Raw genomic sequence first — 26188 nt, 5'->3', positions numbered from 1 at the left:
TAGCTTTTTTTATTAAATATGTAGGCTGGTTTATGTTATTAATCATGGATATGGAGGAGTGTCACTATGGAAATGTATGTTAAGGAATTGGGGAATCACAGAATCCAAATTGCTGATTATCCCGGAACGAAAGGGCCAATCATCGCCATACATGGTTTAACTGGTAATCATAAGCAAATGCATTATTATGCAGAAATGTTAAAAGGCGAGTACAGAGTCATCTCGATTGACTTAAGAGGGAGGGGAAATAGTTCGAGGGCAGATGTGCAGTCTACTCTTTTCAAGCATGCAGAAGATGTAATTGAGTTAATTCAAGAGTTAAAGATTAAAAATCCGATTTTGATCGGGTATTCAATGGGGGCCTTCATCTCAAGCGTTGTAGCCAGCAAATTAACCTCGGTACAAGCCCTGATATTATTGGATGGTGCTGCCGCTTCCTCTCAACAACAAAGGGACATCGTACAGCCATCACTAGGCCGATTAAGTAAAGAATATGAATCTCAAGAAAGTTATATTGCAGAAATAAAGGGAATTTATAGCCGTTTGGGTATCAAATGGACGGATCATCTGCAAAGTGTGGTGGAGTATGAGGTTCATGAAGTGGATGGTCACTGGGAGAATAAATCATCAGAAGATAGCGTTCTTAGAGATTTTGATAGTTTTTATTCTTTTGTCCCTAAAGAAGTTTGTAGACAAATTTCCTGTAAAACCTTATTGGTGTATGCCAGTGGGAAAATAGGGGAATTTCCTCCATTATTTTATGAAGAAGCCTATGCTGATACGAAGAAATATACACCTGATATCGAAACGATCGTTTCTGCATGTAATCACTATACAATGGTGTTTGAAAATAGAGTGGAAATCAACGAAGGGATAAAATCTTTTTTAAAACGAATTTGATTTTTTTGCAGTTATTTTAAAAATAATATTGAAATTAACAGAAAATAGTGTAATATTAAGAATATATAATAAACTTAATTATTGCCTATTCACTAGCTATTAAAAAATAACCTTTTTTAATAACAACTAGTGAACAACTGGCTACCTTAAACACCTGCTATCAATTATTGATAGTAATGTTTAGGGTAGCCATTTTTGTCGTGATAATGTAAACGCTTAATGAATTTGGGGGTTTTATGGTTGAAAATCATTGATTTAACATTGGAACTTTACGATGGTCTAGTTACAAATAATGATTTACCTGCAATAGGCATTAAAGACGAACCTCTTGAACATATGGGAAAATCTGATTCACATCCTAAAGGATACCGTTCCAAGTTGATTTCTTTTTCTGACCATAGTGGGACGCATGTCGATGTGCCTTCCCATTACTCTGAAAACGGGGAGTCGGTGGAAAACATCAATCTGAAGAATATGTTTGGGGATGCCATCATATTGGATGTAAGCATGTTAAAAGCGACACATGAACCTGTTACGAAAGCTTTACTTGAAGAGGCGGAACGCAGGCAGGGGGTATATGTTGAAAAAAACGATATCGTCCTCATCAGGACATGGGGGAAATCATGGGGCGAAGAAGGCTTTTTTGAAGCGCAGGCCTTAGATGATAGTGTGGCACAATGGTTTATTGAAAAGCAAATACATATTGTCGGGTTGGATTTGCCCAAGGCCGATTTGAACCAGTATTCAGAAAGCGGAATTCATCAAAAATTACTGAACCATGATATATATATCGTTGAAAATCTAGTGAATCTTGAAAAATTGCCTAAGCATTCTCGCTTTCTTTTTTTCGGGATCCCTTTAAAACTAAAAAATGCAACAGCCTCACCTATAAGAGCACTATCGATACTTGACTCTCAATTAATTTAAAGAGGTGCAGACGAATGAGCGAAGGATTATTGTATTTCAAAAAAGTTTATGATGTGGTACCAGGCTGGGTGCAAAAAATGCACGATTATAGCCCTGATGCACTTGATCACTATACAAACTTACGCAGTAACATCATGCAAGAAGGAGCCTTGACGAAGAAGGAGAAAGATATATTACTAGTAGGCATGAATGCTGCGAGGTTATATGAACGGAGTATGGTTTACCATACAAAAGGGGCAATGGATGGTGGAGCAACAATACCCGAACTGGTGGAATACCTAATTGTCTCTTACTTATATAACGGAACTGAAGGATTAAAAACTGGAATAAAGTCTTTGGAGTATGCTCTTACACTTAAAGGCATTCGATATCCCGAAGCAAGTTGCCCTCAAGGAACAGCTGAAGAAATCCTGCTTTATATGATTGAACTATTAGGGGATGAGGAGTCGGGTTTCGTCTCGAATGTTTTGAAATTGGTTAAATCGGAAGACCAAAACTCCATCAAAGATTATATATTAAGTGATTCAGTGGTGTCAAAAAGGCTAAAACATCTCCTGATGACAGGAATATTCATTACAGAATTAAAAGGGAAACAGGTTGGGGAATGGATGGAGGCGGCAAGGTTAAATGGCGCTTCGGAAGAACAATTAGCTGAAGTGGGACTGATTTGCTTATTGACTGCTGGAATACCTGCTTGGTTTGAGGCAAGTGATTCATTAATTGAAAATAAGTAACGTGAGATTGGTGGGAAAAAACATGACGAAAGTACATCAAGATATAGAAGCAGCTTTATCTTGTGTGAAGAACGATCATACATTAATGGTAGGTGGATTTGGCTTGATCGGTGCCCCTCTTACATTAATAGATGGTTTGACCAAAAAGGATGTAGCAGGCTTGACAGTAATCAGTAACAATCTAGGCGAGAAAGGGAAAGGTCTGGGAGTTCTCCTAAGCCAGAAGAAAATAAAAAAGGCGATTGGTTCTTATTTTACAAGCAATCGTGAAATAGGGGAGTTTTACCAACGTGGTGAAATTGAATTAGAACTATTACCACAGGGGACATTAGCGGAATCCATCCGTGCTGGCGGTGCTGGCATAGGCGGTTACTATACGAAGACAAGTGTAGGGACCGATTTAGCTAAAGGAAAAGAAGAAAGGGAAATAAATGGAGCATCATATATTTTTGAACCTGCCATAAGAGCAAATGTGGCTTTGATCAGGGCATGGAAGGCAGATACACTTGGTAATCTTGTTTATTATAAAACGGCCCGAAACTTTAATCCGGTTATGGCAACAGCTGCAGATATCGTAATTGCGGAAGTGGATGAGATAGTTGAACCTGGAGAACTCCCGCCAGAGGAGATTGTAACACCGCATCTATTCGTCGATGGAATTATCAAGGCAAAGAAAATCCTGACGAAGGAAGGTGTCAAAGATCATGAGTGACAAAGAATTAATGCAAAATATGATTGCAAGACGCGCGGCAAAAGAATTGACGTGTCCTTGTACAGTGAACCTTGGAATCGGGATTCCAACCTTGGTTGCAAAATACATTGATGATGAAAATGTTTTTTTCCATACGGAAAATGGATTACTAGGGGTTGCAGAAGTTGATGAAGATGAAATCGATCCCAATTTAGTTAATGCAGGCAAGTTACCGGTAGGGGAAACGATTGGTGCATCATTCTTTAATAGTGCAGAATCGTTTGCAATGATCCGTGGAGGACATATTGATGTTGCTATCTTAGGTGTTTTGCAGGTAGGTCAAACCGGGGAAATTGCAAATTGGGCGGTACCTGGCAAGAATATCATGGGTGTTGGAGGAGCGATGGACCTGTTGGTTGGCGCCAAAAAAGTGATCGTGACAATGAATCATACAAGTAAGGAAGGTAAAAGTAAGGTTTTAAAGAAATGCACCTACCCGATTACTTCCACTCGAAGCGTTGACATGATCATCACCGAATTGGCTGTCTTTGAAGTTATTGACAAACAGTTGAATCTGATTGAATTAATGCCGGGTGTAACAATTGAAGAAGTAAGAGCAAAAACGGAAGCGGATTTTATCTATTAAATGTTAAAAAGGTGGATTAAATGAAAATACGTTCAATTGATGTATACATTATTGATTTACCCACAATTCGTCCTCATCAGCTTGCCATGCATACGATTGTGGAACAAACGATCATTCTTGCCCGTGTCATGGATGAAGAGGGAGCGGAAGGTTGGGCAGAAGTGGCGACAATAGGGGGGGCTTCATATGGTGAGGGGACGCCTGAGGCAATAAAGGTGAATATTGATAAATATATCACCCCGCTTATAGTTGGTAAAAACCCAGTCCATTATGACAAAATCATGCATGAAGTTTCACTAAATGTTAGAGGAAATAATTTTGCGAAGGCTGTCGTTGAGTCGGCCATGGTGGATTTAGTAGCTAGAAGGAGAAACATCCCTACCTATGAACTATTCGGAGGGAAAATTCATAAATCATTGCCGGTGGCATGGACTTTGGCAAGTGGGGATACGAATAAAGATATCGAAGAAGCGAAAGAATCCTTACACCAAAAACGTCATAATATCTTTAAATTGAAAATTGGCAAAGGTAATCCATATAAGAATGTGGAGCATGTATTGAAAATTATAGAAGCCGTAGGAGATCAAGCACGCTTTACTGTTGATGTTAATCAAGCTTGGGATGAAACAACAGCTACGTATTGCATTGAAGCCTTACAGGAAGGTGGGGTTTCCATGGTCGAACAGCCGCTGCCTGCTTGGGATAATGAAGGGATGTCAAGATTGACCGATCGGTTTAAGGTCCCGATCATGGCCGATGAATCATTGAATACTGTTCAGGATTCATTCCAAATAGCTAAACATAGAGCAGGTAATTCCTTCGCCTTGAAAATATGTAAACATGGTGGAATGACCCAAACGAAAAAGGTGGCTGCAATTGCTGAAGGAGTAGGTTTTGGTTTGTATGGGGGAACGATGATTGAATCATCATTAGGAACGGCCATTTGTGCACAACTTTATTCAACCATTCCAAAATTTGAATTCGGTACAGAATTATTTGGACCGTTACTTTTCAAAGAAAATATTACGCTAAACCAAATTAAATATGAGAATTATGAAATAATCATCCCGGATGGTCCAGGATTTGGCATGGAGATAGATAAGGAAAAAGTAAAACATTTTTCAAGAGGCCTTTAATTAATATAAACTGGAAAGGGGATTATGGAACACCCACTGGTTTATGCAAGTAATCTTGAGAGGATGTAGTTTTATATGGGACAGCCAACATTATTAATCACGGCCTATGCGAAGGCACCGCAAAATACGAGCATGTATGAAAATTATAAATACGCTGGGATGGTACTGGAAATCCACAAGGAAAGTCACATTATCATTAATGCAGAATTTACGTTTTTAACGACTTTGGCCCAAGATTTTTTTAAGCGAATGATAGTTGGTTTTGATTTTAGTAAAGATATTGATCCCTTAATAGAGAATATTAAAACGGACTTTTTAGCTCCATCGCAGCAGTCGGTGATTGTTGCCTTGAAAATAGCACACCAAAGGTATAAGGATAGTTTAGAAGAAAGAAATAAAAATAGAAGGGGGTAGAAAATTGAGCAATGTAGTTATTATAGACTCGGTTCGCACCGCTATAGGGAAATTGGGGGGAGCATTGGAAAATGTTCCTGCCGACTTCCTGGCTGGCGCTGTCCTAGATGAAGTTGTCAAGAGAGCGGATATTCCTAAAGAGAGTATTGATGAAGTGATTATGGGACAAGCCAAACAAAGCTCAGACGCATCAAATTTGGCAAGAGTTGCATCGCTCCGGGCAGGATTTCCTGTGGAAGTTCCAGGTTATACCGTACACAGACAATGCGGATCCGGCATCCAGGCAATCAATTCTGCCAGTCAACAAATACAATGCGGATTTGGAGAGGTAATCATTGCAGGCGGAGCGGAATCAATGAGCACGGCTCCATACTATATGAGAAATATCCGTTTTGGGTTGAAATCAGGCAATGGACAGTTATTGGACCCGAATACGGAAAGCCAGCCAGGTTCACAGCCCATTGAAGATTACGGTATGTTAACGATGGGAATGACAGCAGAAAATCTTGCTGAAAAATATTCCATTTCAAGGACTGAACAAGATGAATTTGCTTTAAGGAGCCAAGAAAATGCAAAACGGGCAATTTCTACTGAAATATTTTCGAAAGAAATCGTTCCCTATCAAATTAAAACGAAAAAAGGGTTAATGGAATTTAATGTGGATGAGCACCCAAGAGAAACCAGTCTGGAAAAGTTGGCTAGTTTAAAACCGGTTTTCAAGAAAAATGGAACGGTAACCGCTGGAAATAGTAGTGGAAGAAATGATGGTGCATCCGCTCTGATACTTATGTCGGAAGAAGCGGCAAAAAGGCGTGGTAAAAAGCCGAAAGCAAGAATGATTGCTCAAGCGGCAGCAGGCGTATCTCCGAATTACATGGGGCTCGGGCCTGTCAACTCTAGCTTGAAAGCGCTTCAAATGTCAGGGCTGAAAATGAATGATATTGATTTGATAGAACTGAACGAAGCTTTTTCTGCACAAGCTTTGGCAGTAATAAAAGAATTGAAGCTTGATATGAATAAGGTGAATCCTAATGGCGGTGCCATTGCCATGGGACATCCAATTGGTGCCACAGGTGCAATTTTAGCAACCAAATTGATACATGAGTTAGAAAGAACCGGAAAAAGATATGGGCTGATCACACTATGTATAGCAGGTGGATTAGGAATCAGTACCATCATTGAAAATAAACAGATATAAAAACTTAAAAAAATTGGAGGAAGTATTATGAAGAATCAAAAAGTAATCGATGTTTATAATGGATTGGTAGTTAAATTCAAGGAATTAGTTAGTGAATACGAAATTGATCATAATGACTATCAAGCTCTTGTTGATTGGATGGATCAATTAGGCAGGGCAGGGGAAATTCCGTTATTTATGGATGTTTTCTTTGAAACTCATGCACTTCAAGAAATGTATAAAAGTGTAAAAGGAACTGAACCTACTATTCTAGGACCTTATTACATTGAAAACACGCCGATCGTTCAAAATCCCGGAGTGTTGCCACAACGTGAAAACGAACCAGGTGACGCCCTTTACTTTTCAGGATCTGTTAAAGATGTTAATGGAAACCCGTTGTCAAATACCAAAATCGATATGTGGCAGGCTGATACAAATGGTGAATACTCATACTTCGCTGAAGGTATTCCAGATGATAATTTACGTGGTGTTTTTTATACGGATGCGAATGGTAATTTTGAAATTAAAACGGTTGTTCCGGGTAATTATTCAATTCCAACAGATGGACCTTCTGGTCAATTCTTAAAGTGGATTGATCATCATTCATTTCGTCCAGCACATTTGCATCTCTTATTCCAACCGGAAAATGGCGATAGATTAGTAACACAAATATATTTTGAAGGCGATGAATATTTAGAAAATGATGTTGCACAAGGTGTTCGCGGAAGCTTGATTACGAAGTTAGAAAAACATTCTGGTGCAGAAAAAGGATTGAAAAATGATTATTATACGGCTCATTTAGATTTTGAACTTAGATTACAAGATAAACCTGTTTTTAATAAGGCAATCTTGAAAAACTAATCATCTATAAGAATATGCATGCAAAGAATCTCGAAAAAGGAGTTAGTTACCTTAGTATATATACCTTTTAAACGAGAGTGTCTAAGTGGGTAATAAAAATGCTGAAGATGGTTTGTTAATGGCCAATTTCAATATATATTATCTGATTTTTCCGAGTATTTTCCGAGTTCCTATTTTGGAACTCGGAAAATACATTCGAAACGGATATTTTTATAAATGATGGGAGGCGGAAAATGCGTAGTGTAGTTGCTTCGGATATCATTGCTGTCAGTAAATTTAACCGCTTTCATTTACTTGTTTTTCTTTGGTGCTTTTATGCCATCGCTTTCGACGGGTATGAAATAGCGATGTATGGTGTGGGTTTGCCTTGGATGATGGAAGAGTGGGATTTAACTTCCATTCAGGCAGGGGCAGTGGGCAGTTATTCCTTATTCGGCATGATGATTGGAGCCCTGATTTTAGCTCCGATCGCAGATAAATATGGCAGGAAGAATGTTCTCGTCATTTGCATGATTTTGTTCAGCGTATTTACCTTGGGGGCAGGGATTGCACCAAACCTCACATGGTTCACCGTCATGCGTTTCATTGCGGCAATTGGCATGGGAGCCTTGATGCCGAATGTTATTTCACTAATGACTGAATATTCCCCAAAACAAAATCGGGCCATTATTGTAGCTGCGATGTATTGTGGCTATTCAATCGGTGGAATCATGGCATCATTAGTGGGAATGTATATCATTCCTTATACGGATTGGCGTGTATTATACTTTATTGGAATTTTGCCATTACTTACACTTCCGATTTTCATGAAGCAGTTTCCTGAATCCCTTTCCTACTATTTAGCAAAGAAGGAAATTGGTAAGGTTGTTGAAATCCTCAATAAAGTCAAACCAGAAGGGGATTTTAAAGAAACTGACGATTTCAGGCTTAGTGAAGCTGTACAGAGGGGGAAAGGATCTCCAGTAAAAAAACTATTCACGAACAAACGGGCATTCAGTACGATTTCCATATGGGTGGCTGTGTTCTGTACATTGATGATGGCTTATGGATTAAATACATGGCTTCCAAAAATGATGCAGGATTCGGGATTCAGTATCACATCAAGCCTTTCATTTAACCTGGTCTTATGCCTTGGTCAAATTGGAGGTTCCTTAGTAGGCGGTTATTATGCTGGAAAAATGGGACATCGTAAAATTCTTGTTACACTATTCTTATTAGGGGCCGTTACCTTTGTCGCATTGAGCGCTACGACTAATACCATCGGAGTATATTTACTGATTTTTGTGGGGGGTGCCTGTACTGTAGGTGCCATGAACTTAGCCAATCCGTATATCACGGAATATTACCCCCGAGAAATCCGTACGACGGGTATGGGCTATTCGCAAGCTATAGGCAGGATTGGCTCAATTCTCGCTCCTACTTTAATTGCCTTTCTTCTGTCAACAGGCATGAATCCAAAGGTGGCCTTTGCTACATTTGTCCTGCCAAGTATCATCGCAGCGGTCGGTTATATTCTGGTCCAAGAAAAACATGGATCTTTTGACAGGGTAGTCAAGGAGGACAATGAAGAGGTAGAATCAGAGAAGACTGTAACTATATAAAGAAATGATTCACAATTCAGAATATATTCCCCTTAGTTGTTTAACTTTGCAACAAGGGGATCTGCTATTACAATGTTCAAGGAAACATAGTGGCATTTATAAAATTTTCAATAAATTTAGTAGAACGATGTACTAATATTGGGCATTAGGTTAGGGGGAAAAATATTGAGCTCAGAATTAAAGGCAATAATAGAAGATCGCACATCGGAACTGGTAACTGACAGATCAAAAAAAGGAAAACAGAAAACTGTTCGATGGTTTATCTTATTTCTAATTGCTTTAGTCACGTGTATTAATTACATCGACCGTGCCATCATTTCGCTTGCGGCTCCGAATATTCAAGCCGATTTACATATTGATCCGGCTATGATGGGAATCATATTTTCCGTATTTGGCTGGAGCTATACCTTCTCCATGCTATTCAGCGGCTACTTTCTTGATAGATTCGGTCCTAGAAAGGTATACACGGTTTCGCTCATTTTATGGTCTGTATTTACATTCTTGGTAGGAACCGCGAAAAATATATCGTCACTGATTACATATCGCATAGGGCTGGGTGCCTTTGAATCTCCCTCCATACCTACTAATGCCTGGTGTGTATCCGAGTGGTTTCCTAAAAAAGAACGTGCTACTGCTGTAGGGATTTATACAGGTACCCAATATATTGGGTTAGCCTTCCTGACTCCAGTTTTTACTTGGATCATCATTACCTTTGGATGGAATTACCTTTTTTATATCGCCGGAATTATAGGGATTCTTATTGGATTTGTTTGGTATGGATTCTATCGGAACCCCAAGGAACATAAGCGGATTTCCCAGGAAGAGCTAAATTATATCAAAGAAGGCGGAGGGATGATCGGAACTGAAGAGAAGCATCCTTTCTCCTGGAACCGAATAGGCCAATTGCTTAAACACCGTCAAATTTGGGGAATGTTCATCGGGCAATTTTCCATTCAAACTACTTTGTTTTTCTTTATGACTTGGTTTCCATCCTATTTGATAGATGAAAAGGGAATGACGATGTTAAAAACCGGAATTTATGCGAGTATTCCATACATCGTAGCCATATTAGGAACTCTCATTGGCGGAAGAAGTTCCGATTGGATGCTGACACGCGGGGTATCAACAGGATTGGCACGTAAACTTCCCATCATTGTCGGATTGTTACTGTCTTGTTTGATTCTCGGGGGGAATTACACGGATTCACCAAACATAGTCATCACCTTTATGGCGATAGCATTCTTCGGACAGGGGATGGCATCAACAGTTACCGGTGCCCTTTTAGCTGATATTGCCCCGAAAGGAATGGTAGGCCTAACGGGTTCCTCACTATATTTTGTAGCTAACATAGGCGGGGCATTATCTCCGTTAATCGTCGGTTTAATCATTAGTGCGACACATTCTTATGCAGCAGCGTTAACCTTTATCTCCGTAGTGGCCCTAATTGGCGCTTTTGCTTATATCTTTCTTCTCGGAAAAGTACAGCGTATAGAAATCACAATGAAAAAATAAAAGGAGAAAGGCGGAATTACATTGAAACTGAGTTTATGCACTACAGGATTTAAAGAATGGGACATAGAGGAAATAATAAATTGGCTGCTTCCATTGCAAGCGGATGTTAAAGGACTTGAATTATGGAATAAACATATAGAGCGATTTCAGGAGAAGCACGGACCACTGGACAAATTAGCCAAATTACTTGAAAACAATGATTTACAAATACCTTCCATTAGTGGATATACGACTTTTTCGAAACTCTGGAACCAAAAAGAACATCAAAACGAAATCAATCAAGCAAGAAAATTGTTAGATATGGCTCATCAATTAAACTGCCCATTAATACGGACTTTCGCAGGACATATAGCATCAAGGAATGCCTCACCAGAGCAATGGTCGGAAACGGCTACCGAATTAAATAAATTAGGGCAAATGGCAGATCTCTATGGAGTGGATGTAGCAATAGAAATTCACTATGACTCCTTTGCTGATAACCTCGAAGCCATTCATAAGCTTTTAGAAGATATTGACCATCCAAGGATAAAACTGATTTTCGATGGCGCTAACTTATACGTTGATCAATTGAATCCGAAGGAGGTATTGGAATCCATCTTCCCCCATGTCAGCCATGTACATTTGAAAAATTATCACTACAATCATAAAGAGCGTTATAAGAACAAACCAGCACCCATTTTTAGTGGGGATGTTGACAATATTCGCTTACTCGAAGAATTGAGAAAGTGGAATTATACAGGCTTTGTTTCTTTGGAGTATTTTGGTCAGGAAGGAATGCCTAACTTGCTTGCCTCATTAGAACAATGGAAACAACAACTGACCTATTGATTTCTTTGCGTATTTTAGATGAAGATCAATAGAACTTTTATTTAACTGATATTAATCGTACTCTTTTCCCTTAATGAGCAGGATACCCATCATGACAGTCGAATAACAATTAGTATAAGGCTGGTCTCATATGCGAGAGGTTGAATAGGATGGTGGATATGCAAAATCATGAGCTGGAACAAATAATAAAAAATGCGGACAGGGCAATAAATAATGAGGATTTCGAACATTTAATGGAGTTCTATTCAGAGGATGCAACTTTAGTTGTCAAACCTGGAACATTTGCAAAAGGGAAAGCGGAAATCGTCGGGCATTCATTGCTATCGCTGATTACTTTAATCATAGTTTAATCGTCAATCAAGATAAGATGGCAATAATCGAAACGGGTGATACGGCATTGGTTGTGGCAAAAGCCCAGCTTAGTGCCAATCAAAAGGACGATTCCGAATTCTCCATGGAAAGAACCGCGACATATGTATTTAAAAAGGATTCCGCCGGTACATGGCGCTGCATAATCGACAACTCTTATGGTGCTGAAATAATTGAAGAAATGAAGTAATTAGTGAAAGCCGCCGTATATGGTGGCTTTTTATTTAAAAAAGTGAAGATTAAACGGCTTGACAACATACCCCTGCAGGTATAATATAAACTCACAAGTTAAGAACTCTCAAACTCACGAGTAAAACGCACAAATTCACGAGTAAATTGCAATCTCACGAGTAGAACACACAAACTTACGAGTGAAACGTGCAAACTCACGAGTAAAATGCACAAACTCACGAGTAAAATGCCTAAACTTACGAGTAAAACATGCAAACTCACGAGTAAAGTGCCTAAACTCACGAGTAAAGTGCGATTTTATTGACTATGGGCTTATTATCATAAGCAAGATAATGTTAATTATGCCTATTTGAGACTTATTAATGATGAAATCCGACATGAAAACATAGATCTCAACTTCTATTAAACTGGAAGTGAACTTGGGCTGCACTTCTTAAACGGAAAAGGAGAATAGAGATTGTTGTAAATAGATGGGAGGGCGGATTATGGAGTATGATAAAAATAGCATTAATCGCTTGAAGCGGATTGAAGGACAAATCAAGGGTGTTCTTGGAATGATGGAGCAGGGAAAAGATTGCAGGGAAGTCGTCACTCAGTTATCGGCTGCACGTAATGCCATCGATAGGACCATGGGTGTTATCGTAAGTGACAATCTTGAGAAATGCGTTCGGGAAAATGTCGAGAAAGGTGAAGGCACTGAACATCTAGTCAAGGAAGCGGTTGAGTTACTAATTAAAAGCAGGTAAAAGAATTTGACCTGACTAGTAGAAAAAGGAGTGTTATTCATGTCTTATATTTTACAAGTGGATTTTAAAATGGAGGGACTATTTGGTCACGAAATGGTAAAAGAATTTACTGATTTAGCAAAAAGCATTAATGATGAAGAAGGCGTGATCTGGAAGATTTGGACCGAGGACAGTGAGGTAAAGGAAGCAGGCGGCATTTATCTGTTTGAAACGAAGGAATCCGCATGTAGGTACTTGACTATGCACACAGCTCGGTTAAAAGGTTTTGGTATAGAGAAGGTTAATGGTAAAATATTCGAAGTGAATGAAGTTTTGACTTCAATTAATCATGGACCAATTAAATAAAAAGAGAAACTTATTCCATATATTTTTTAACATATTATATACCCCGTTGGGTATATGAGTGAAGTGCAATAAGGGGGAAACATAAATGACTGAAAAGAAAAGAACGACGATCATATTATTTAGTGGTGATTATGATAAGGCAATGGCTGCTTATATCATTGCAAATGGGGCGGCGGCTTACGATCATGAAGTGACCATCTTCCATACATTCTGGGGATTGAATGCTTTAAGGAAGGATGAGCCGATTATATTAAAAAAAGGTTTTCTTGAAAAAATGTTTGCAAAAATGATGCCCCGTGGTTCTGATAAAATGGGCCTATCAAACATGAACTTTGCAGGGATGGGGCCTAAAATGATCAAACATGTGATGAAAAAACATAACGCCATGTCACTCCCAAATTTAATTGAGTTGGCCCAAGAACAGGAAATCAAACTAATAGCCTGTACGATGACAATGGATTTATTGGGCTTGCAGCAAGAGGAATTAATGGATGGAATTGAGTATGCAGGTGTTGCAGCTTATTTAGCTGAAGCAGAGGATGGAAATGTAAACTTATTTATATAAATATGGGTAAGGGAGGGATGAGTTCAAATGGGAACTTTATTTAATCTCATCATATTGGGTTTCGTCGTTTGGTTTTTATATAAGCGATTTATTCCGGCCAAGGGGATAAAAAATATAACAGTGGCTGAGTTAAAAGCTGAACTGAATAACAAAGGAAGTAAGCAATTCATTGATGTCCGTACTCCTAATGAATATAGGGGCAATCATATTAAGGACTTTAAAAATATACCTTTAAGCGAACTTGGCAAAAGGGCACACGAACTTACAAAAGATAAAGAAGTGGTTGTGATCTGCCAAAGCGGGATGAGGAGCAGTAATGCAAGTAAAGCATTGAAAAAATTAGGATTTAAAGAAGTCACCAACGTAAAAGGCGGCATGAATTCTTGGCGCCAATAAAAGGAAGATCATATGAAAGAAATATTACCAAATGAAGTGAGTGCATAATTGAAGGGAAACTCGCCAGTCCACATAATTGATGTGCGGGAGGTGGAGGAAGTAAAGGCAGGAAAAATACCAAATGCTTTGAATATCCCGTTGGGGCTATTGGAATTTAGAATGCAGGATCTGGATAAATCAAAAGAATATATCATCGTCTGCCGGTCAGGGGGCAGAAGTTCAAGAGCCGCACAGTTACTTGAGGATCATGGATATAATGTGTTGAACATGATGGGTGGTATGAATGAATGGGAAGGTCCCACAGAATAAATCTGAATATACCCCCATCCCTATAAAGGAAACAAGGAGGAAATATAATGATTAAAACAAATTCCGTTTTGGATGCTAAAGGTTTAGCTTGTCCAATGCCGATCGTAAAAACGAAAAAAGCCATGAATGGCCTGGAAGCGGGGGAAGTTCTTGAAGTTCAAGCGACTGATAAAGGGTCGACAGCCGATATGAAAGCATGGGCGGAAAGTTCGGGTCATCAATATTTGGGCACGGTTGAAGAAGGAAGCACACTAAAACATTATCTTCGGAAAGCAAGCGGAGAAGAAACAGCAGTGAAGAAGCATGAAAAAATCATTTCAAATGAAGAACTTCTTCTACTAATGGAAGAAAATCGAAATACGATCATCCTGGATGTACGAGAATCTGCAGAGTACGCTTTTAATCATATTCCAGCAGCAAGATCCCTTCCAATGGATGAATTGGAACAACGTATGGGTGAACTTGATAAAGATTCAAAGATTTTCGTGATTTGCCGTACAGGTAGCCGAAGTGATCTTGCTGCACGAAAACTGACTGCGGCCGGATTTAAAGAGGTATTCGATGTTGTACCCGGCATGAGCCAATGGAACGGTCCTTCACAAAAATCCGTGAATGAATAAAAGTGACTATTAAATGTGAGCAGCAACAAATCAAGAAGTAGCGATTTTCTTTAGCTTGAACTTAAATCATAAAGAAGCGAAAGGACAACTTTCACTGCCTTAAGGTAAAGAGCACTCTGCCGAAGGCTTTAAAAGGCTAATGTTCCCTCTTTTCTAGAAATAGTTACTATAGTAGGTGGAGCTGGCACATTATTGGAGTTCGTTAAAGGTGCTGATGTTACATTAACCTTTCAATGAAGGTAAAAATTTTTGAAAAATATATTACCATAGGGGGTATATAAAGATGGCGTTTAAGCAAATGACAGCCGCTGAGGTTTCAAAGAAAGTAATCAATAAAAACGACTTATTTATTTTGGATGTTCGAAATGAAAGTGACTTTAAGGATTGGAAAATTGAAGGAAAGAATTTTGGATTCCTTAATATCCCATACTTTGATCTACTGGATGGTGTGGAAGAAATCCTCGATCAAATCCCGGCCAATAAAGAAATCCTTTTAGTATGTGCAAAGGAAGGCTCATCTGTTATGGTAGCTGAAATGCTATCTGAAGCTGGATTGGATGTTTCTTATTTAAAGGGCGGCATGAAAGCATGGAGTGAACATTTGCAACCAGTGAAAATCGGCGAATTGACCAACGGCGGCGAAGTTTACCAATTTGTTCGACTAGGTAAAGGCTGTTTATCTTACATGGTCGTTTCCAATGGTGAAGCTTCAGTTATAGATTCTACAAGAATGATTGATGCCTATCTTGATTTCGCCGATGGTATCGGAGTGGAAATTAAACATGTACTGGATACGCACCTGCATGCCGATCATATTTCAGGAGGAAGACGAATAGCGGAAGTAACGAATGCAGCTTACTGGCTGCCGCCAAAAGATGCGGCTGAAGTAACTTTTCCATATGAGCCATTAGAAAGCGGTAATGTGATAACGATCGGTCAAACAGCGATTGAAATCCTAGCATTATACTCCCCGGGCCATACCATTGGATCCACTTCATTTGTGGTCGATCGAAAATACTTGCTAAGCGGGGATATACTATTCATCGATTCCATTGGCAGGCCGGACCTAGCTGGATTGGCTGAGGATTGGGTAGGGGACTTGAGAGAAACACTGTATACACGTTATAGGGAATTATCAGACGAGTTAATCGTTTTGCCATCACATTTCATGATCATCGATGAATTGAACGAAGACGGAAGTGTCGCTAAAAAGTTGGGAGCGCTGTTTGCTGACAATCATGGATTGAACATTGAAGATGAAACGGAATTCAGAAAGCTGGTAACAGGGAATTTACCGCCTCAGCCAAACGCTTATCAAGAAATTCGCGAAACCAATATGGGGAAAATCGAGCCTGATGATGAAAAACAGCGCGAAATGGAAATCGGACCAAATCGTTGTGCGGTACGTTAATACTGAAAAAATAGAAGCCGAGAAAATAGGAGGAATGAAATATGAATTCAGATAAAGTGTTAGATGCTAAGGGACTTGCATGTCCTATGCCGATCGTTAAAACGAGAAAAGCGATGAATGATTTGCAAACCGGGCAAGTGCTGGAAATACATGTAACCGATAAAGGAGCTAAAGCCGACTTAGCTGCTTGGTCTAGTTCCAGTGGCCATGAACTGGTGGAAACGGCAGAAGAAAATGATATACTGAAATTTTGGATTAGAAAAGGCTGATAAAGAGAAGGGAACCATTAGGGTTCCCTTCTTTTAAGGGAGGCACTTACAAATGGATATCACCTTTATCATTACCATCTTTTTGATTGGTTTTATAGGTTCATACGTTTCTGGAATGCTCGGTATCGGAGGTTCGATAATAAATTATCCAATGCTGCTGTTCATTCCCACAATCTTCGGTTTAGCGGCATTTAGTGCACATGATGTGACAGGTATAAGTGCTGTACAAGTCTTGTTCGCTTCCATCGGAGGTATATGGAGCTATCGTAAGAGCGGACATTTAAATAAAACGCTTATTCTCTATATGGGGATCAGTGTGTTAATCGGAAGCGTAGTTGGAAGTTTTGGATCACGGTCGATGTCGGAAAACGGAGTAAATATCGTCTATGGCGTTTTGGCGTTGATAGCGGCTATCATGATGTTCATACCGAAGAAAGGGATAGATGACATTCCTTTGGATCAAGTTACCTTCAACAAATGGCTTGCGGCCGTCCTTGCCTTAATCGTTGGTTTAGGTGCCGGTATAGTCGGCGCCGGAGGAGGCTTTCTATTAGTTCCGATCATGCTTATCGTTTTAAGAATTCCAACCAGGGTGACGATTGCATCTTCATTAGCCATCACTTTCATTTCATCCATTGGTGCAACCGCAGGGAAAATCTCAACGGGACAAGTTGATTACTATCCGGCATTAATCATGGTTGTTGCCAGTTTAATGGCATCTCCGCTTGGGGCGATGGCCGGTAAAAAAATGAATGTAAAAGTCCTGCAAGTCATACTGGCTCTATTGATTTTAGCGACGGCTGTGAAAACCTGGGTGGGGATCATGTCTTGAGGTACTTTCTGGCTTGACCTTGACAGGGAGGGGCGCATTGCAGCGGTTTAAGAATATTTATCAGGATGATTTATTAATCAAAAATTATCTCCCGAGCACCCCATGTGTTGCCACAAACACTCTAGACATGTAGAAGTCGTGACGGATTTGGAATTGAAGATGTCTAATTAAAAAACGCTCTTGCTAGTTAAAATAAACATTTGCCAGTCCGACCCTGACTTCGTTAAAAAATACTTTTGCGATTTCGGGTTCTTTTTCCTTTTAATTCCTTGTCAATCCAGTGTTCTTCCAATTTTCTTTTCAGTCTTTTTTAGCAAAACTTTATTTTAACTCGAACAGTGGAATGCTGGTTGATGGGGTGGATTTCAGCAGGAGATATTTTGGTTGTTGTACAGAGATTGTTAAGTTAAAATAAACATTTCCGATACAAACCCCGATTTCGTGAAAATAAACATTTCCAATCAGTTTGATAAAAAGTGTTTAAGCATGGTATAAGTGTAAAAGAAGCAGGGACATTTTGCTTTTTAATTTTGGGATAAGGGGTTGGCCTGGTACCCCATAATGAGAGGATTTGAATTTGAATATGATAGATAACTTTTGGCGTGATTTACCACGACCTTTTTTTATACTGGCACCAATGGAAGATGTGACGGATGTTGTTTTTCGCCATGTAGTGAGTGATGCAGCCAGACCTGATGTGTTTTTTACAGAGTTTACAAACTCGGAGAGTTATTGTCACCCAGAGGGCATCCATAGTGTGCGTGGGCGTTTGACTTTTACAGAGGATGAACAACCAATTGTAGCCCATATATGGGGGGATAAGCCTGAATACTTTCGGCAAATGAGTATTGGTATGGCGAAACTAGGCTATCGGGGTGTGGATATCAATATGGGCTGTCCTGTACCTAATGTGGCACAGAATGGGAAGGGAAGTGGCCTTATCCGTCGTCCAGAAGTTGCGGCAGAATTAATACAAGCAGCAAAAGCAGGAGGATTGCCCGTAAGTGTAAAGACAAGGCTTGGTTACACGGATGTAGACGAATGGCACGACTGGCTAACACATATATTGAATCAAGACATTGTTAATCTTTCCATTCATCTGCGTACAAGAAAGGAAATGAGCAAAGTAGATGCTCATTGGGAACTAATCCCGGAGATTAAGAAACTTCGTGACCAGGTGGCACCAGATACACTCTTGACGATCAATGGGGATATCCCTGACCGTCAAACTGGCTTAAAGCTCGCTCATCAATACGGTATTGATGGGGTTATGATTGGGCGTGGTATTTTTAATAATCCATTTGCCTTTGAAAAGCAGCCGAAAGATCATAGTAGTGAGGAATTGCTTGATCTCTTAAGGTTGCATCTGGATCTCCATGATAAATATTCAAAATTAGAGCTACGTCCGTTCAAGGCTCTTCATCGCTTTTTTAAGATATATGTCCGTGGGTTTAGAGGGGCAAGTGAATTAAGAAATCAATTAATGAGCACAGAGTCAACAGATGAAGTGCGTGCATTGCTCGATAACTTTGGTTCAAAGAATCTTGATGGAATGGTGGAACAGTAGAAGTGTACCAATTCAAGGTAAAAGCGAAATAGGATGTTAAACTGGTGTGCCCCCAAAAAGTTAGAGTTTATACTAAGCAGTTAATTGGCTGGTGTGAAGGCGTTATTGAACCGGACGCATTCCCGCCAATTTTTGCTTTATATGTTTGTTCTATTATGGACTGAAATGACAACACAAGGGGTGTTGATGATTTTACAAAAAACTAACGGAACCAGTATCACCTGATTCCGTTAGCAATATTTCATTTAAGACGCCATTTTAGCTGAGTTTTTTACTTGTAGGCTAATAATTTATCTTTAACAAAGCCTTGGTACCCCTTATTTTATCAAAGTTTTTTCGTTGTACCAGGATATTATTTGAAGTAATACAGGTGAATTGGTGGCGAAAATCTTAAATTGAAAAAAAGAGGTAGTTGTACTAAGATTCCCGATATTACTTTACTCACATTTTTTAAATTTTATATTTTAAACAGGTTATAAAAGTGTTCTGCTGCTTTTTCATCAGTACTTTCTAGTCATGACATCGACTATTGCTAAGTTTTTTTGGACTATCCATATAATTAATAGTTGCCCTTCTGATTAGAGAAGGGCATTTATTTTATTTTTAAAACTTACAAAAATAATAAAGGAAGTAATTTTCCTGGAAGAATTACTTCTTACTACATAGATATTTGAAACCACGCACTATTGTATATTATACTAACTCTTTCTTCCCAATTAATTCTTTTGGTTATTCTTCATGCTCAATATCCCCTATTGATACTTCAATTTTTTCTTCACTAAAAATTTTTCTTCAGGAATTAAAAATAGTAACAAGAGCAATTGGTCATAAGCATCAAATAACCAATTTTACCCTTTGCGTATTCATTCGTACGATCCCGAAGTTCCTATATTAAATTATTTAAAACCTCCACAGTAACCGAATCACCAGAGCACCTTTTTCCCAATTACAAAAATACAAACTCCGAAAAAAGGTTTTTGTTTCTGGCCTTTTAGCAATTAAACCTGATACTAATGTTAATCTTCTATAACTTTGCGCTTCGTTTTAAAACCACTCGATAATTTTGTTTTCGTTTCCCAGTTAGATTATCAATCCCGGCATTAATCCGAAATGACGATACTTTACCTGCTTTTTTAACAGACATTGAATAACCTCCAGGTTGAGATGGAGTAGGGTGTGAAGAGTTCTAATGTTAAGCATGTCTTTAGCCGGTTCCTCTCTCCAAAATTCATTAGATTTGGGCAATAATTGGGTTAACTAGTTTGTCATAGTGTATCTCTTATATTTACAAACTATTAATAAGATTTAATAATCTGAATCCGTCTTTTTATGACAAAATCCTTATTTTTTCTCCGCTTTTGACTCATACCATCAAATTCCACCCTCTGCATGTTACAAATGTGGTATTAACCCCCATTATTTTTCGGGTAAACCGTGACTTTTGGTTTATTTTTCATGCGAAGGAATAAAATCACATGGGATTAACAGAGCATTTAAAAAGGTCTGTTAATTTTGAAGGTAGAGTTTGCTATAAGAAATATAGCATCCCTCAAAAAGATTTTTTGGAGGTAATGTTGATGAAATCTAGCAATAGCGGTTTAAACAGACGTAATTTCTTAAAAGTTGGCGGAATGAGTACTTTAGCATTAACACTTGGTTCAACGGGGTTATTTTCTCTTGCGGGAGCTACAAACGGATTTGCAGCGAAATCCAGCAATCCAACAAGTGGATTTGGTGGATATGGCCCACTAGTAAAAGATCCAAATGGAGTTCTTGATCTGCCAAGGGGATTTCATTACAAAATGCTTTCACGAACTGGTGATACTATGCCTAATGGTGACCTTGTCCCTTCTGCTCACGATGGAATGGCTGCCTTTAAAGGGGAGAAGGGTACTACCATTCTTGTAAGAAACCATGAAAATGGGACAAATTCAGATTACCCTGTAAACGGAAAAAAACCTTGGAGCGCTGGTGCTGCCGGCGGCACAACCACATTAATCGTTGGACAAAATAACAATGTCATTGATCAGTATGTATCAAGTTCAGGCACAATCCGTAACTGTGCGGGTGGAGCTACGACTTGGGGTACTTGGTTAACAATGGAAGAAACTCGTGATATGGGACATGGCTTTGTATTTGAAGTAAATCCGCTTGATCCTGAAAGCGAAATGTCAAGAACACCGATCCGTGATATGGGTTATTTCTCCCATGAAGCTGGGCATGTTGACCCTTCAACAGGAATTTGGTATTTAACCGAAGACGCAAGTCCAAGCTTCTTGTACCGTTTTACACCACATGACCGAAGTCAAAAGCTAGGTTCTCTGCAAAAGGGCGGTACACTTGAAGCAGCAGCGATTGATGAATTACCAGCTGCAGCTGCAAGTCAATTTAGTACTAGACAAAAATTCGGGATTGTTTGGAAAAAATTAAACCCTGAAATCGCTCAGCAAGATGCTAAGGATAAAGGCTGTATTCAGTTTAGCCGCTTAGAAGGGGCTTATTTTTCAGAAGGTACTTTATGGTTTGATGATACAAGTGCTGGTTCAGCACGCCTTGGCCGCGTTTATCGCTACACGCCAGCGACAAACACCTTAGAACTATTCTATGAGTCTACTGATAAAAATGAATTAGAAGCACCAGATAACATTACAATCACTCCTTGGGGAGATCTTTGGATTGCCGAAGATGGTGGCGGTAATGATCGTATTGTCGGATTAACTCCTGAAGGAAATATTTATACTTTCGCTGAAAATATGATGAACGGTTCTGAATTTGCTGGCCCTACATTTTCTCCAGATGGAAATACTTTCTTTGTAAATATGCAAACACCAGGTATCACGTTTGCGATATGGGGACCATTTGCACGCAGAAATTCTTCCCGTAGACGAGCTATGAACCAGGCTCTACCGCCAGCTAGTCTTGCTCCTGTTGTTTCGGATAAAATTACTGCATTCGCAGAAGAACAAGGCATGTCTATATTAGAAGCAGCAGCTTTAGAGCGTCATGGTATGCCAATTTTATAAATAATGATACGAACAAATCATCATGGTTCAAGGAGGTGAGACGTTTGTTATCTAGCATCGGCATCCCTGGCCTAATTCTCATTCTAGTCATTGCGTTAATCATTTTTGGCCCTTCTAAATTACCGGAAATCGGAAGTGCTTTTGGAAAGACTTTAAATGAATTTAAAAAAGCAACAAATGATTTGATCAGCAATGACAAAGAAGAAAAATCTAACTCTGAAGAAAAAACTAAACTAGTAGCACTAGAGAAATCCGAAAAGACTGGAAACTAAATACCTTTTTTACAATAGTAGAGTAATTGCTTGGAGGAAATAGTATGAGTAAAATGAGAAAAATGTTATTGACGGGCGGCTTTTCGCTGGCGATGGCCGCTGCTTTTGTCGCACTGCCTGTTACGGCAGATGCGGAGGAAAAGCTCAAGGAGGGAGAGGAGTTTGAACTCACCATTCTCCAGACGAATGACTTTCATGGTCATTTGGATGACGTCGTCACGCTGGATAATGGAACCCTCCATCACAATTCTATTGCGAAGTATGCCACCATCATTGAAAATGTGCGCAATGAAGAGGAGAATGTGCTTCTCGTCGATGGCGGGGATGTATTCCTGCGCGGCGAGTTTCAGGCGGGTCAAGGAGAGTTGGAGACGTCTCTTTTGAAAGCTTTGGATTATGACGCGATGGCTCTTGGAAACAATGACTTCCGCGTTTACCCTGCCGGAGAGGGCACACCTGACAGCCGTTACGAACAGTTAAAGAATTACCACCGCAACGTGAATTTCCCCATTCTTACTGGTAATGTCATAGACAGAGAATCAGGAAAATACATACAGAATGTCAAGCCTTGGAAGAGTTTTACTTTCACTGGCGTTAAAATCGGCATGATCGGCCTTACTTCGATGAAGCCGGAAATCCGCGGTTGGAATGATGTTGCAGACCTCGATTTCATCGAACCGGTTGAAGCGTTGAATGCGTTGCTTCCTGAATTGAGTGAAAAGTCGGACATTAACATTGTCCTTTCGCATGCCGGAAACCCTGAAGACCATAAGCTGGCCCAGGTTCCCGGAGTTTCGGCTGTAATCGGTGCAGATACACACAAGGTCATCACAACTCCAGAATACGAATTCAATGGAGAGGTGATGGTGCCAATTACTCAAGCTGGCGGAGAACAAGAAAATTATTTGGGCCGCCTGAATTTGACTTTTGAAGTCGTTGACGGCAAAATGACTTTGGTCGAATCCGATGGATTCCTCTACGACGTCACAAATGTTCCGGCAGATCCGGAGATACAAGCGATTATAGACGATTATCGTGCAGAGTTGAAAGCGCAATAATTCAAATGAAGTCTTCATAATGCTATGAGGTATGGACAATGCGAGGTTATTCGCTTTGTCGTTTCTTTATTAATTATGTAGTAAGAATGGAAGGGGTTGTCCAGAATGTTGGTGAAAACTAAACTGACTGGCGGCCTTTTTATTTTTGCTCATTTCCCGCCATTTTCTCTGAAGAGCGTCGAGCTTAGTGTAGATTTTATCTTTGCCGTTTAGCTTAATTCCACAACTTATTTATAAAAAAGGATTGTTAGGAAACTAGCATTTTTATGCCATTGAGTTGAGCGAAGGGTTTTACTTAAATCACCATTATAAAATAAAAAAAAGAACTTAATAAGGAAAAGCATAAGGGTAACAAGATGATAAAAAAATAATACACTATTATCGGAGAAGACATAAATCAAACAAGAAGGATGTGATCCTGATGGTTGATGAAAATAAACAAAAAAACAAACGGGAACAATGGAAAAAGCAAGTCATGAATAATCTGAAGAGGGAAGCTGTCAAAAATATCATAGCAAGAACGGGAGACCTAGCAAGATTAGATGCTAAAGTCAATAATACTTACACTGTATACATTAAGGATGGAAGGATGATAAAGCAACATACAAATGGGAAGTGTGTTGTCATTAATGGAAAAATCCAAGATTAATTGAGAAGGGTTAGGAAATACATTAAGGATTTTTATGGTTATTTAACTCCAGCTGCTCTTCTATTAAAAGATTTCTATAATCCAATTTTTAATTAAGAATTAATGACAAGAAATCACTGCGATTTGCCAGGACTGCCTCAATTGTTATAGGGCTGATTCCCATTCAATTTGCGAGCTTTGCTCCAGATATACTAAGCATGGTCTTCTTTGCTATTGCATTAAGAACCATTCTAGCCGTCATTGTTGTTTTGATGAATTATTTCCCGCGTTTTAGCAGTGTCCTAGGAGCAGTATTGGGAATGCTCTTTGCAGTAATACGACAACTATCTGGTATCTTATCGGTAATCCATTAGGAATGGATAATATCTATTGTCGCTGCGGTTACAATAATTGTTATGCTGATTGACCATATCATCGGGAAGAATGATTGTGTTATGCAAAACGAATAGAGCAGCATAAGCAAATAAGGAAGGGAAGGTCATCAAACTTGTAGCTATGTGGACATAGGGTATATAACCACATATAATATTATAGAAAGAGGGGGGATATTCCCTCTTTTTTTTAATTCATCCAAAAATCTGCGATAGAATTGAATGACATTGTGAGAAACTCAGTATTGAATATGTCTTTATGGAATAGTCGAATCGAAAAATCCTTTCTTACTTTTTTATCAAATAATCTTTTAATAACACATTTGATTTCCATGACAAATGATTTTTTAAAGATTATTTACAGGATAATACATTCAATGATTCTTGTGGTTCCCACGAATATTCCGAAAATTCGGAAACAATCGTATAAACCTATTCAGGGGTATAACCAATTTCCTATAAAACCAATCAGTCAATCATTTTTAATATCTTTTAAATGACCGGAACGTACCACTTTAGTTTTTAAATATTTTTCATTAAACTCGGAAATATCTCCCCATAACGGAACTCTGCCTGCAACATTGGCACCTGAGTTTTGAAGGGCTTCTAATTTTCTCGGATTGTTGGTGATAAGGGTCACTGGGTTAGAACGCAGGTTTTTTAACACTCGAATGGCGTCATCATAGTTACGTGCATCATCCATAAATCCAAGCTCTAAATTCGCTTCCACCGTATCCAATCCTTTTTCTTGCAGAACATAAGCCATGGCTTTACTAAATAATCCGATGCCTCTTCCTTCGTGATTCGCTAAATAAAATAAAGCACCGGATCCTTGAGTTGCAATCATTTTCATAGCCTGCTTTAATTGAAAGCCACAATCACATCGTTTGCTGCCAAATATATCCCCAGTATGGCAAATACTATGCATCCGGATAAGGGCATCGGAGGAGCTTTGAAAATCTCCATACAGTAACACACTTGATTGCTGCATTTCCGCTAAGTTGGAAGAGGCTAAAGTTTCAATGATCTTTTCTATATTATAAGTGCCGTCACCACAAAAATGACCTGCCATATTCTCACATCGTAACCAGCAATACCATTGGAATATAATTGTTTCGCCGTCTAAGTTAACAGGTAATTTGATGGGGCCGACTAAATAAATGGATGTTTCATCACTTTTAATAACGTTAATTTTATCTTCTAATATCAAAGCCACTTTTTCATTAATCATTTACTTCCTCCTGATGCTTCAAAATATTTAGTTTACTGTTTGGCAAAATATTATTTTGGACCATTTATACTTTATAGATCTGTTCATATTGTACCCAATCACTCTTTTGTGAATCTTTGTTTTTAAACAAAAGCTCCAAATTTAACTAAAGAGAGAGAAAAGAGCAAAAGGTTATCCTCTACATTGGAGTTAAAACCCCTGTCTATTTCTTGTCAACTTGAAAAATAACTCATACACCTCAATAACGCAAAGCTGTAGATTGTACCCATCGCACCGATTTTTTAGATGGAATTCCCCACTAAAAACACTGTATCTCTCAAATTCAACAAAAAAAGATTTCCCTAATGTAGAGGCATTATTGCATCGATGGTATTCTGTTAAAAACATTTGTCTTCAGCTGCCTGTTTACCCCGGAAAATGATGTTTTTTTGCTTCCGGAAGGAAATGTCCTGCGATGTCTTTGGGAAGTTTTGCATCGGTCAGTCTTCTACTTAGATGGAAAGGGAGACATGGTCTTTTCAATCATGGTCATTTGT

The 26188-nt window shown here is 39.0% G+C and carries 27 protein-coding genes and 1 pseudogene; 27 read left to right on the top strand and 1 reads right to left on the bottom strand.

The genetic code is table 11. The features are described 5' to 3' along the window. The first annotated feature begins 66 nt into the window (after window positions 1-66). The 27 genes and pseudogenes from J7E52_RS17840 to J7E52_RS17710 all read left to right on the top strand — a co-directional run bounded on the left by J7E52_RS17840 (window position 67) and on the right by J7E52_RS17710 (window position 24050). Window positions 67-900 carry an alpha/beta fold hydrolase gene (locus J7E52_RS17840; RefSeq protein WP_214749387.1) on the top strand — a complete coding sequence of 278 codons (834 nt, stop codon included), beginning with the start codon at window positions 67-69 and terminating at the stop codon, window positions 898-900. Window positions 901-1140: 240 nt separating this feature from the next. Further along, a complete protein-coding gene (locus tag J7E52_RS17835; RefSeq protein WP_214749384.1) occupies window positions 1141-1827 on the top strand; it encodes a cyclase family protein in 687 nt (228 codons plus the stop codon). Window positions 1828-1841: 14 nt separating this feature from the next. Then, on the top strand, window positions 1842-2561 hold the full coding sequence (locus tag J7E52_RS17830) for a carboxymuconolactone decarboxylase family protein (RefSeq protein ID WP_214749381.1): 720 nt from the start codon (window positions 1842-1844) through the stop codon (window positions 2559-2561). A 22-nt stretch (window positions 2562-2583) separates the two neighbouring features. Then, a complete protein-coding gene (locus tag J7E52_RS17825; protein ID WP_214749378.1) occupies window positions 2584-3273 on the top strand; it encodes a CoA transferase subunit A in 690 nt (229 codons plus the stop codon). Then, a complete protein-coding gene (locus tag J7E52_RS17820) occupies window positions 3266-3898 on the top strand; it encodes a 3-oxoacid CoA-transferase subunit B (RefSeq protein ID WP_214749375.1) in 633 nt (210 codons plus the stop codon). The genes J7E52_RS17825 and J7E52_RS17820 overlap by 8 nt, the downstream gene beginning before the upstream one ends. A gap of 20 nt (window positions 3899-3918) precedes the next feature. After that, a complete protein-coding gene (locus J7E52_RS17815) occupies window positions 3919-5034 on the top strand; it encodes a muconate cycloisomerase family protein (RefSeq protein ID WP_214749372.1) in 1116 nt (371 codons plus the stop codon). 75 nt (window positions 5035-5109) lie between these two features. After that, entirely contained in the window at window positions 5110-5448 is a 339-nt protein-coding gene (locus tag J7E52_RS17810) for a DUF3870 domain-containing protein (RefSeq protein ID WP_214749369.1), read from the top strand. A gap of 4 nt (window positions 5449-5452) precedes the next feature. Then, window positions 5453-6646 carry a thiolase family protein gene (locus tag J7E52_RS17805; RefSeq protein ID WP_214749366.1) on the top strand — a complete coding sequence of 398 codons (1194 nt, stop codon included), beginning with the start codon at window positions 5453-5455 and terminating at the stop codon, window positions 6644-6646. A gap of 27 nt (window positions 6647-6673) precedes the next feature. Then, window positions 6674-7486 carry a dioxygenase family protein gene (locus J7E52_RS17800; protein ID WP_214749363.1) on the top strand — a complete coding sequence of 271 codons (813 nt, stop codon included), beginning with the start codon at window positions 6674-6676 and terminating at the stop codon, window positions 7484-7486. Between the two features lie 233 nt (window positions 7487-7719). After that, window positions 7720-9087: an MFS transporter gene (locus tag J7E52_RS17795; protein ID WP_214749360.1), complete on the top strand. Its 1368-nt coding sequence runs from the start codon at window positions 7720-7722 to the stop codon at window positions 9085-9087. 165 nt (window positions 9088-9252) lie between these two features. Further along, window positions 9253-10599 carry an MFS transporter gene (locus J7E52_RS17790; RefSeq protein ID WP_214749357.1) on the top strand — a complete coding sequence of 449 codons (1347 nt, stop codon included), beginning with the start codon at window positions 9253-9255 and terminating at the stop codon, window positions 10597-10599. Window positions 10600-10620: 21 nt separating this feature from the next. Next, window positions 10621-11427, top strand: a complete 807-nt coding sequence (locus tag J7E52_RS17785; RefSeq protein WP_214749354.1) for a sugar phosphate isomerase/epimerase family protein — start codon at window positions 10621-10623, stop codon at window positions 11425-11427. A 158-nt stretch (window positions 11428-11585) separates the two neighbouring features. After that, window positions 11586-11986: pseudogene (locus J7E52_RS17780) on the top strand (YybH family protein). Window positions 11987-12473: 487 nt separating this feature from the next. Further along, entirely contained in the window at window positions 12474-12734 is a 261-nt protein-coding gene (locus tag J7E52_RS17775) for a metal-sensitive transcriptional regulator (RefSeq protein WP_214749351.1), read from the top strand. A 39-nt stretch (window positions 12735-12773) separates the two neighbouring features. After that, on the top strand, window positions 12774-13079 hold the full coding sequence (locus tag J7E52_RS17770; protein ID WP_214749348.1) for a monooxygenase: 306 nt from the start codon (window positions 12774-12776) through the stop codon (window positions 13077-13079). Between the two features lie 85 nt (window positions 13080-13164). After that, window positions 13165-13644: a DsrE/DsrF/DrsH-like family protein gene (locus J7E52_RS17765; protein WP_214749345.1), complete on the top strand. Its 480-nt coding sequence runs from the start codon at window positions 13165-13167 to the stop codon at window positions 13642-13644. 27 nt (window positions 13645-13671) lie between these two features. Continuing rightward, window positions 13672-14040 (top strand): rhodanese-like domain-containing protein, encoded by a 369-nt coding sequence (locus tag J7E52_RS17760; protein ID WP_214749342.1) that lies wholly within the window; start codon window positions 13672-13674, stop codon window positions 14038-14040. 48 nt (window positions 14041-14088) lie between these two features. Then, on the top strand, window positions 14089-14349 hold the full coding sequence (locus tag J7E52_RS17755; RefSeq protein WP_214749339.1) for a rhodanese-like domain-containing protein: 261 nt from the start codon (window positions 14089-14091) through the stop codon (window positions 14347-14349). A gap of 47 nt (window positions 14350-14396) precedes the next feature. Continuing rightward, window positions 14397-14969, top strand: a complete 573-nt coding sequence (locus J7E52_RS17750; protein ID WP_214749336.1) for a sulfurtransferase TusA family protein — start codon at window positions 14397-14399, stop codon at window positions 14967-14969. A gap of 283 nt (window positions 14970-15252) precedes the next feature. Next, the gene (locus J7E52_RS17745) at window positions 15253-16380 is read left to right on the top strand and encodes an MBL fold metallo-hydrolase (protein ID WP_214749333.1); all 1128 of its coding nucleotides are present in this window, start codon (window positions 15253-15255) and stop codon (window positions 16378-16380) included. Between the two features lie 41 nt (window positions 16381-16421). Next, a complete protein-coding gene (locus tag J7E52_RS17740) occupies window positions 16422-16649 on the top strand; it encodes a sulfurtransferase TusA family protein (protein WP_214749330.1) in 228 nt (75 codons plus the stop codon). Window positions 16650-16701: 52 nt separating this feature from the next. Further along, a complete protein-coding gene (locus J7E52_RS17735; RefSeq protein ID WP_214749327.1) occupies window positions 16702-17481 on the top strand; it encodes a sulfite exporter TauE/SafE family protein in 780 nt (259 codons plus the stop codon). 583 nt (window positions 17482-18064) lie between these two features. After that, window positions 18065-19048, top strand: a complete 984-nt coding sequence (locus J7E52_RS17730) for a tRNA dihydrouridine synthase (protein ID WP_214749724.1) — start codon at window positions 18065-18067, stop codon at window positions 19046-19048. A 1475-nt stretch (window positions 19049-20523) separates the two neighbouring features. Further along, window positions 20524-22071, top strand: coding sequence for an alkaline phosphatase PhoX (locus J7E52_RS17725; protein WP_286197853.1), 1548 nt, complete (start codon window positions 20524-20526; stop codon window positions 22069-22071). A 44-nt stretch (window positions 22072-22115) separates the two neighbouring features. Further along, window positions 22116-22343, top strand: coding sequence for a twin-arginine translocase TatA/TatE family subunit (gene tatA / locus J7E52_RS17720; protein ID WP_214749324.1), 228 nt, complete (start codon window positions 22116-22118; stop codon window positions 22341-22343). Between the two features lie 44 nt (window positions 22344-22387). After that, window positions 22388-23401, top strand: a complete 1014-nt coding sequence (locus tag J7E52_RS17715; RefSeq protein WP_286197852.1) for a bifunctional metallophosphatase/5'-nucleotidase — start codon at window positions 22388-22390, stop codon at window positions 23399-23401. A 421-nt stretch (window positions 23402-23822) separates the two neighbouring features. Further along, entirely contained in the window at window positions 23823-24050 is a 228-nt protein-coding gene (locus tag J7E52_RS17710) for a hypothetical protein (protein ID WP_214749756.1), read from the top strand. A gap of 843 nt (window positions 24051-24893) precedes the next feature. On the opposite strand, the gene J7E52_RS17705 is transcribed toward J7E52_RS17710, so the two are convergent. Beyond that, window positions 24894-25652, bottom strand: coding sequence for a GTP cyclohydrolase II (locus J7E52_RS17705; RefSeq protein ID WP_214749321.1), 759 nt, complete (start codon window positions 25650-25652; stop codon window positions 24894-24896). Between the last annotated feature and the right edge of the window lie 536 nt (window positions 25653-26188).

The organism is Bacillus sp. ISL-34 (assembly GCF_018613325.1).
Lineage (GTDB): Bacteria > Bacillota > Bacilli > Bacillales > DSM-1321 > Peribacillus.
This window is presented reverse-complemented; position numbering and strand designations above follow the sequence as displayed.

Bases quoted from the DNA above. Each gene is read 5' to 3' on its own strand.
- J7E52_RS17840 (WP_214749387.1), top strand. From the start codon at position 67: ATGGAAATGTATGTTAAGGAATTGGGGAATCACAGAATCCAAATTGCT.
- J7E52_RS17830 (WP_214749381.1), top strand. From the start codon at position 1,842: ATGAGCGAAGGATTATTGTATTTCAAAAAAGTTTATGATGTGGTACCA.
- J7E52_RS17825 (WP_214749378.1), top strand. From the start codon at position 2,584: ATGACGAAAGTACATCAAGATATAGAAGCAGCTTTATCTTGTGTGAAG.
- J7E52_RS17820 (WP_214749375.1), top strand. From the start codon at position 3,266: ATGAGTGACAAAGAATTAATGCAAAATATGATTGCAAGACGCGCGGCA.
- J7E52_RS17815 (WP_214749372.1), top strand. From the start codon at position 3,919: ATGAAAATACGTTCAATTGATGTATACATTATTGATTTACCCACAATT.
- J7E52_RS17810 (WP_214749369.1), top strand. From the start codon at position 5,110: ATGGGACAGCCAACATTATTAATCACGGCCTATGCGAAGGCACCGCAA.
- J7E52_RS17800 (WP_214749363.1), top strand. From the start codon at position 6,674: ATGAAGAATCAAAAAGTAATCGATGTTTATAATGGATTGGTAGTTAAA.
- J7E52_RS17795 (WP_214749360.1), top strand. From the start codon at position 7,720: ATGCGTAGTGTAGTTGCTTCGGATATCATTGCTGTCAGTAAATTTAAC.
- J7E52_RS17775 (WP_214749351.1), top strand. From the start codon at position 12,474: ATGGAGTATGATAAAAATAGCATTAATCGCTTGAAGCGGATTGAAGGA.
- J7E52_RS17770 (WP_214749348.1), top strand. From the start codon at position 12,774: ATGTCTTATATTTTACAAGTGGATTTTAAAATGGAGGGACTATTTGGT.
- J7E52_RS17765 (WP_214749345.1), top strand. From the start codon at position 13,165: ATGACTGAAAAGAAAAGAACGACGATCATATTATTTAGTGGTGATTAT.
- J7E52_RS17760 (WP_214749342.1), top strand. From the start codon at position 13,672: ATGGGAACTTTATTTAATCTCATCATATTGGGTTTCGTCGTTTGGTTT.
- J7E52_RS17750 (WP_214749336.1), top strand. From the start codon at position 14,397: ATGATTAAAACAAATTCCGTTTTGGATGCTAAAGGTTTAGCTTGTCCA.
- J7E52_RS17745 (WP_214749333.1), top strand. From the start codon at position 15,253: ATGGCGTTTAAGCAAATGACAGCCGCTGAGGTTTCAAAGAAAGTAATC.
- J7E52_RS17740 (WP_214749330.1), top strand. From the start codon at position 16,422: ATGAATTCAGATAAAGTGTTAGATGCTAAGGGACTTGCATGTCCTATG.
- J7E52_RS17735 (WP_214749327.1), top strand. From the start codon at position 16,702: ATGGATATCACCTTTATCATTACCATCTTTTTGATTGGTTTTATAGGT.
- J7E52_RS17730 (WP_214749724.1), top strand. From the start codon at position 18,065: ATGATAGATAACTTTTGGCGTGATTTACCACGACCTTTTTTTATACTG.
- J7E52_RS17725 (WP_286197853.1), top strand. From the start codon at position 20,524: ATGGGATTAACAGAGCATTTAAAAAGGTCTGTTAATTTTGAAGGTAGA.
- J7E52_RS17715 (WP_286197852.1), top strand. From the start codon at position 22,388: ATGAGTAAAATGAGAAAAATGTTATTGACGGGCGGCTTTTCGCTGGCG.
- J7E52_RS17710 (WP_214749756.1), top strand. From the start codon at position 23,823: ATGGTTGATGAAAATAAACAAAAAAACAAACGGGAACAATGGAAAAAG.
- J7E52_RS17705 (WP_214749321.1), bottom strand. From the start codon at position 25,652: ATGATTAATGAAAAAGTGGCTTTGATATTAGAAGATAAAATTAACGTT.